Origin of the sequence: Ruminococcus sp. SR1/5 (assembly GCF_000209835.1) — a bacterium.
Lineage (GTDB): Bacteria > Bacillota > Clostridia > Lachnospirales > Lachnospiraceae > Blautia_A > Blautia_A fusiformis.
Genome location: NC_021014.1, coordinates 3,011,797 through 3,018,149, shown reverse-complemented (window position 1 = coordinate 3,018,149; position 6,353 = coordinate 3,011,797). Strand labels below are relative to the sequence as shown.

General features: G+C 45.2%; 10 protein-coding genes. All 10 read right to left on the bottom strand.

What is annotated here, in order from left to right:
• Window positions 1-212, bottom strand: a 212-nt coding sequence (locus CK1_RS15180) for a DEAD/DEAH box helicase family protein (protein WP_502685138.1), incomplete at its 3' end; no start/stop codon positions are given.
• 287 nt (window positions 213-499) lie between these two features.
• The gene (locus CK1_RS15175) at window positions 500-1,669 is read right to left on the bottom strand and encodes an amidohydrolase (protein ID WP_306288967.1); all 1,170 of its coding nucleotides are present in this window, start codon (window positions 1,667-1,669) and stop codon (window positions 500-502) included.
• Complete coding sequence (locus CK1_RS15170) at window positions 1,582-1,803, bottom strand: amidohydrolase family protein (RefSeq protein WP_306289119.1); 222 nt, start codon at window positions 1,801-1,803, stop codon at window positions 1,582-1,584. The genes CK1_RS15175 and CK1_RS15170 overlap by 88 nt, the downstream gene beginning before the upstream one ends.
• Complete coding sequence (locus tag CK1_RS15165; protein WP_306288966.1) at window positions 1,800-2,054, bottom strand: amidohydrolase family protein; 255 nt, start codon at window positions 2,052-2,054, stop codon at window positions 1,800-1,802. Before CK1_RS15165 ends, CK1_RS15170 begins: the two co-directional genes overlap by 4 nt.
• Before the next feature lie 56 nt (window positions 2,055-2,110).
• A complete protein-coding gene (locus CK1_RS15160) occupies window positions 2,111-3,562 on the bottom strand; it encodes an alanine/glycine:cation symporter family protein (RefSeq protein WP_015527039.1) in 1,452 nt (483 codons plus the stop codon).
• Window positions 3,555-3,737, bottom strand: a complete 183-nt coding sequence (locus CK1_RS15155) for a hypothetical protein (protein WP_015527038.1) — start codon at window positions 3,735-3,737, stop codon at window positions 3,555-3,557. The genes CK1_RS15160 and CK1_RS15155 overlap by 8 nt, the downstream gene beginning before the upstream one ends.
• 129 nt (window positions 3,738-3,866) lie before the next feature.
• A complete protein-coding gene (locus CK1_RS15150; protein WP_306289118.1) occupies window positions 3,867-4,403 on the bottom strand; it encodes a EutP/PduV family microcompartment system protein in 537 nt (178 codons plus the stop codon).
• Between the two features lie 11 nt (window positions 4,404-4,414).
• Window positions 4,415-4,846 carry a BMC domain-containing protein gene (locus tag CK1_RS15145; RefSeq protein ID WP_015527036.1) on the bottom strand — a complete coding sequence of 144 codons (432 nt, stop codon included), beginning with the start codon at window positions 4,844-4,846 and terminating at the stop codon, window positions 4,415-4,417.
• An 11-nt stretch (window positions 4,847-4,857) separates the two neighbouring features.
• A complete protein-coding gene (locus CK1_RS15140) occupies window positions 4,858-5,223 on the bottom strand; it encodes a BMC domain-containing protein (protein ID WP_015527035.1) in 366 nt (121 codons plus the stop codon).
• A gap of 310 nt (window positions 5,224-5,533) precedes the next feature.
• Window positions 5,534-6,037, bottom strand: a complete 504-nt coding sequence (locus CK1_RS15135) for an NUDIX hydrolase (protein ID WP_015527034.1) — start codon at window positions 6,035-6,037, stop codon at window positions 5,534-5,536.
• Window positions 6,038-6,353: the final 316 nt, after the last annotated feature.

Genomic DNA, 6,353 nt, shown 5'->3' with positions numbered 1-6,353 from the left:
GAGACAAAGTATTCCACTGCGTTCTCAGGGAAGAATTCCTTAAACTCACCATATAACTGAGCCGCAAGTGTTTTATTGTGCGCAAGTACCAAAGTTGGTTTGTTTAACTGGGCGATGACGTTCGCCATGGTGAAGGTCTTACCGGAACCGGTGACACCCAGCAAAGTCTCGAACTGGTTGCCTTCCTTAAAACCCATGACCAGTTTTTCGATAGCCTAAGTCTGGTCTCCTGTGGGTTGGTATTCGGAGTGTAATTTGAAATGATCCATACGGTTCTCCTTGTTGTTCTGAAATTTGTGGATATGTAAATACTGCCTGTTACTATATGTAAAGAGAGTGCTTTTATCTTTATTATTGTTGCTTTTACAGTATATCATTCAGCATAAAAAAGTATAGGACAACCGAATATTTGTTCTATACTTTTTACCGCACCACACAAAAAAGGCAGAGCCTGCTCCACTCAGACTCTGCCTCTCACTTTTTTCTTTTTATACTGCCGTCATTCTTCTACTTTTCTCTCATAAACGATCTCACCGCCAAGAACTGTCATATCCACTTTCGTGGTCTTGATCTCATCCGGATCAATCTTATAAATATCTTTCTCCAGAACTACGAAGTCTGCATTTTTTTCCACTTCGATGGTTCCGTTCTCGTCTTCTGTATAGGAAGCGTAAGCTGCGTTTTTTGTAAAAAGCTTCACCGCCTCATCTACAGACATTTTTTCGGATGGGATCCAGCCTTCCTGTGGCTGACCGCTGATATTTTTGCGGGTGACTGCAAAATAAATATTCTCCATGGCATCAAAGCTTACCACAGGAGCATCCGAACCGCCGGACGTATGGATTCCCATATCCAGCATGCTCTTCCATGCATACACCTTATCCATACGGTGTGCGCCGATGGCAGGTTCCACTGTGTTCATATCCAGATCGATAAATACCGGCTGGATATATGCCAGAAGATCCTGGTCTTTCATCCCCTGCAAAATACGCGGATTGGTGATCTGGCAATGTACGATACCATGTCTGCCCTTTTTATTATCCTTCCGGTAAGGAGATTTCGTAGCTGCCTCAATGACCATATCCATGGCACGATCGCCGATACAGTGTACCGCTGCCTGCATCTGATGCTGGTCAAAAAAAGCAAACAGATCGTCAAGCTCCTCCTGACTGAATGTGATGATCCCGGTATTTCCCGGCGAATCCTCGTAAGGCTCATTCATGGCCGCTGTTCTTGCACCAAGGGAACCATCCTGGATCAGCTTCATCGGTCCGACAGTAAAGTGATCTCCCCTCTGCCCGGTACGATATCCTTCCTCAATAAAAGCCTTCGCATCCTCCGCCCGCTCAAAAAGGCACTGCTCATAATGGCGGATACTCAGCTCTCCTCTGGCATCCAGTGCCTTGTAGGAGGCCATGATCCGACGCCAGTTTTTCCCCGGAAGTGAGGCAAGATCATCGGACTGTACACCTGTAAATCCACATTCATTCAGCTTCTTCGCACTGTATTTGATGTAGTCTTCCACTTCTTCCTGGGATGGTGCTTCCAATACGGAAGAATAAAACTGTACTGCATTCTCCTTCAGAAGTCCGGTATCCAGGTCAACCTCCTTCGCAATCTCCGGGAACTCCGGGATTTTTTCAGAAGCTCCAGACCGCAACTGTTGCACACAGCCACATGCCCGCAGACACGCACCATAATGATGGGGATTTCCGTTGAGAGCGCATCCAGCTCATCCTTGTGCGGATAGCGTGGCTTATCAAAATGTTCCTCATTCCAGCCTCTGCAGTAGAGCCAGGTCAGCTTCTGACCTTTGCTCTCCTCCAGTCTTTTTTTGCTGCGGCAAGCATTTCCTCAACACTTGTGCAGTCAAACAGTTTTACAGATCTTTCCACAAATGCATAATGCAGCATATGCATATGTGTATCCACAAAACCGGGCAGCATCAGCCTTCCCTTAAGGTCGATCCGCTTTTTGCAGGAAAAAGCTTCCGCTTCTTTATCAGTTCCCACAAAAACGATCCGGCCATTTTCGATTCCCACAGCCTCTGCCACTTTTTCACTGTCATCCAGTGTTCTTATACATCCGTTAAAAAAATTGTATCCACTGTTTATTTTTCCTCTTTTTCTTTTTTATCCTCGTAGAAAAGTGCCATATCCTTGTCTACCTTTCCGATTCCCATGTAACGCGCCTTGTAATCCTTCAGCAGTTTAAAGAAAGTACCACTTAAGATAAATAATGTGGCAACATTTACAAATGTAGGGAATACGGTTGTAAAGTCTGCAATTACCCACAGCTGCGCCGGTGTTCCGTTTCCATAAAGAGTAAGCACTGTGACCAAAAGACCCCATAATGGTGTTCCAAGGATAAAAACCTTCTCTGCAATCTTCAGAACCTTCTGATTATTTTTCAGCCAGTGCTTCAGGATCACGCTGTAGTAGGTGAACCATCCGGTTGATGTTGTCAGTCCGAAAAGGAAAATACTAATCGCGATCAATGCTCTCGCAACAGAGCCCATTCCGGACTCAAATGCTGTCAGTGTCAGCTCTGACCCCTGAAGTCCTGAATTCCAGTAGCCTGTGGTGATAACGACAAGACCTGTCATGGAGCAGACTACGATAGTATCTGCAAATACCTCAAATGCTCCCATCAGTCCCTGTTTTACAGGATGGTCTGTCTTTGCGGAAGCATGGATCATTGGAGATGTTCCCCAGCCTGCCTCGTTGCTGTATACGGAACGGGCAAAGCCAAGACGCATTGCTGTTGCAACACCGGCTCCCATAAATCCGCCGACTGCCGCCTGTGTTGTAAATGCACCCTTGAAGATCAGTCCAAAGGTTTCCGGCAGCTTGTCAAAATTCACTACCAGTATTACGAGAGAGCCTACAATGTAAAGCATGCACATGATCGGTGTCATATAGGAAGAGATCACGCCGACTTTCTTTACACCGCCGATGATGATCAGATAGATCGCTGCCACATACAAAAGTGACGGTACGATGTACGGCAGGTGGAAGGTACTTCCGACAGCCTCTGATACTGTATAATTCTGCAAAGTAATGAACCATGTCATGAAAATACAGCCGCCGAACAGTACTGCAAAAAGTTTCCAGAAGGGAAGCTTTTTCTCTCCGCCAAGCCCCTTCTGCATGTAGTAGGTCGGGCCTCCCTGGTACTCACCGTTTGGCTGTTTCTCTCTGTAGTATACAGCAAGTGTTACCTCTGCCATCTTGATGACCATGGCAAGAAGCGCTGCGATCCAGAGCCAGAATAATGCCCCAGGTCCTCCTGTTGCAATAGCCGTTGCAACACCGGACATATTGGATACACCAACAGTACCTCCGATCGCAATGGAAATAGCCTGGAACGGTGTCAGGCTCTTTCCGTCATCTCCGCCTTCCTGGCGACGTTCTTTACTGAACATGTTTTTCACAATGTAACCAAAATGGCGAAACTGGAAGAAACCGGAACGTACTGTCAGATATACGCCTGTAGCGAGGATCGTGATCAGCAGCGGCAGTCCCCAGAGCCAGTTGGTCAGATTTTCAAATAATTCAAACATCTTTTCCTCTCCTGTCCTTCTTATTTTTTGTCTTTTGCATCCACTCGGAAAATCTGTGTATAGAATATAAAAAATCCCCGGAACATGAAGGCAGATACGGATACCCGGTGTTCCCGACATACAGCTCTTCTGCCATATATCTGCGAGCCCCGTTTCTATCCTCTTTATCCTTCATGCTCTGGGGATCTTACATTTCAGCCCACGAATCTTCCAAACGATGACAGTATATCACAGTTCCGGAAGAATTTCTACTTTTTCTGTTTGAATTTTGTATTTTTATTCATTTTTCGTGAATATTACTATTTTACCGTATGGATTCCGGATACTCCACCCCTTCCGGCATGGAATCCCATTCGTTAAGGCCAAGGCTCTGCTTGAATTTCGCCTGTTCAAGCGTAAGCGTCGGGAGATCATCCTGCAGATAATCCATCAGCTCGCTGATGCCTTCCCTGGTCTTGTTATTTACCATAAAGATCCTCTCACAGCCCATGTTCTCCATCCACTGTCTGACCATGGGAATGTTGGCATGGGGAGAATCCACCTTGGTGATGATCCCGATCAGCGGCCGTAGTAGAAAATTCCTGCTGCCGTCACTAAACAGGTTAAAGGGCTCATTGGCTGCCTGTACAATGGCGATCACATCCGCCTCAAAGGAAAAGCAGGCCAGTCCTACGCTGAAATGCTTGGATTCCGCATATTCTCCCGGTGAATCAATAGTATCTTCATTTGTATTGGTATACTGAGTCTTATGATAATGAAGCTCTTCCCCTTTAAGCGCCTGTGTCAGGGATGTTTTGCCGGCTTCACTTCGACCCATCAGAAAAATTTTTTCATTTTTTATCCCGTCCTGCCTCAGCTTCTGTGGATCTTACAGACATCGAATTTCAATGTCTCATGGAAAAATCGCACCACTTCCTCCACAGCTGTCATCACTTCCGTAAAACCGCCTGTCAGGATCAGCGTCCCGCAGAAACGATCCATAAATCCTACTTCCACATGAGCTGCCTTCACTGCAACATCTGCCGCAACTACAATCGCCTCCCAGGGTGTGACTCTGACCATACCAATGGCATCTCCCCTGTGGTCCTCGCCTTCATGGACACCGATATGTAACGCAAGATTCTCATAAACAGATTTATCACTTGGCGTAAAAACATGTGCAAAGGAAAGCTCCTTTCCAGGTACTCTCACCCGGGTCAGCCGAAGTCTTCTTCCCTTAAGGTTCTCATAATCATCATGAAACAGCCTCTCCAGCAGTTCTTCCTTTGTTATCCGTTCTTCCATGGTACACTTCCTTATCTCTTGGTGATATTGCATACTACATATCCCAGAGTATCACGGAAATAATCCACGATCTCCTCCATTGCAGTCTGCACATCGGAAATCTCTCCTGTTATGATCAGTGTTCCTGTAAAACGGTCTGCAAATCCAAGATACACATTACCGCTCTTCACAGCAATATCGGATGCGATCACAGCAGACTCGGAAGGTGTCATATTCATGATACCAATTGCAGATGATCCATAGTCCACCTGCGGATTCAGTCCAAGCTTCTGATATATGATAGGTGCCGGACCACCCATGATATGGGCAAATGTGATCTCCTTACCGGCTACGGTTTCCTGTACGATTCTGATCTGATCTCTATGTTCATCCGCCATTGATGATTCCTCGCTTTCAAAATTTTATATTATTCTCGATCTGATAATATTGGATAATTTTATAAGCCGGATTTCATTCATCCGGCTTACAACTTCCTAAAGTCAGGCAGATCTTTGAAATCCGCTCTGCTACCTGCTCATGGTCAAAAAACCTTCTGGCAGTTCATCTGATTTAATTTTACTATTTACCAATTTTAATGTCAAGACAATTCTTCGAAAACAAGTCAAAAAACAACGTTTTTAAAAATAGAAATCCACAAAAAACAACATTTATTTTCAAATCCTCGCGGAAAACCAGTCAGAAATCTGCTTAAAACTCAAACGCCTTCTTAATACTGTCATAATGTAGGAATTTTCCCTCTGCGGCAAACGCCCGGATCTGCTCCAGGGTTGCAAACATATATCCGTCTGTCTCTTCCATCTGAAGCTTCAGATCCTTATCCTCCACATCCATGACAAAACGGTACACATCCACAAAGTAATTATCTCCTTCCCCCGGGTTCTCTCTTTTATATGTAAAAAGGTATCCGCCCTCTGCCTCACTGGCGTCCAGTCCGGTCTCCTCTTTTACCTCACGGAGTACTGCATCACGGGATGCCTCTCCCGCCTGGGCTGCACCGCCGGAAACCTCCCACCAGCCCGGAGCCCAGGCCTTTGTCATCACACGTTTAGTAATAAGAAAGGTCTTGTCCGGTCTTGCTACCACGCCCAAAACTGTCAGATGATACTCTCCATCTTTTAAACACCAGTCATTGCGCTTCATAGTCCGTCCTGTCGGTTTCTTATCTGCATCGTAAATATCCCAGAATTCCATTTTATCTATCTCCTGTCTTTTTACAGAACGCGGAAATACAGTCTTACATTTGATCCGTTTCAGCCTGCCCGTTTCTCCGTTTTCTGTATCTTTTTTATTTGTTATGATAACACGTTAAAATCATATATGTAAACCCCCTGGATCCGATACCATTTTCCAGTTAGCGTTACCGTTCACTCCGTTCTCAGTAACCAGTTGTCCTTCTACATCTGTTTTTTTCACATTATAAGCATGCAAGTACCTGCAGCCTGAAAGATGATATCCAAAAATCTATAGATTGTTTTTATTATATTGCTCGTATTATGAATTAGTTTTA

What these genes read in the sequence shown, in the direction of transcription:
- CK1_RS15140 (WP_015527035.1), bottom strand. Translation starts at nt 5,223, where the DNA reads ATGGCGGATGAACATAGAGATCAGATCAGAATCGTACAGGAAACCGTA.
- CK1_RS15145 (WP_015527036.1), bottom strand. Translation starts at nt 4,846, where the DNA reads ATGGAAGAACGGATAACAAAGGAAGAACTGCTGGAGAGGCTGTTTCAT.
- CK1_RS15155 (WP_015527038.1), bottom strand. Translation starts at nt 3,737, where the DNA reads ATGAAGGATAAAGAGGATAGAAACGGGGCTCGCAGATATATGGCAGAA.
- CK1_RS15135 (WP_015527034.1), bottom strand. Translation starts at nt 6,037, where the DNA reads ATGGAATTCTGGGATATTTACGATGCAGATAAGAAACCGACAGGACGG.
- CK1_RS15160 (WP_015527039.1), bottom strand. Translation starts at nt 3,562, where the DNA reads ATGTTTGAATTATTTGAAAATCTGACCAACTGGCTCTGGGGACTGCCG.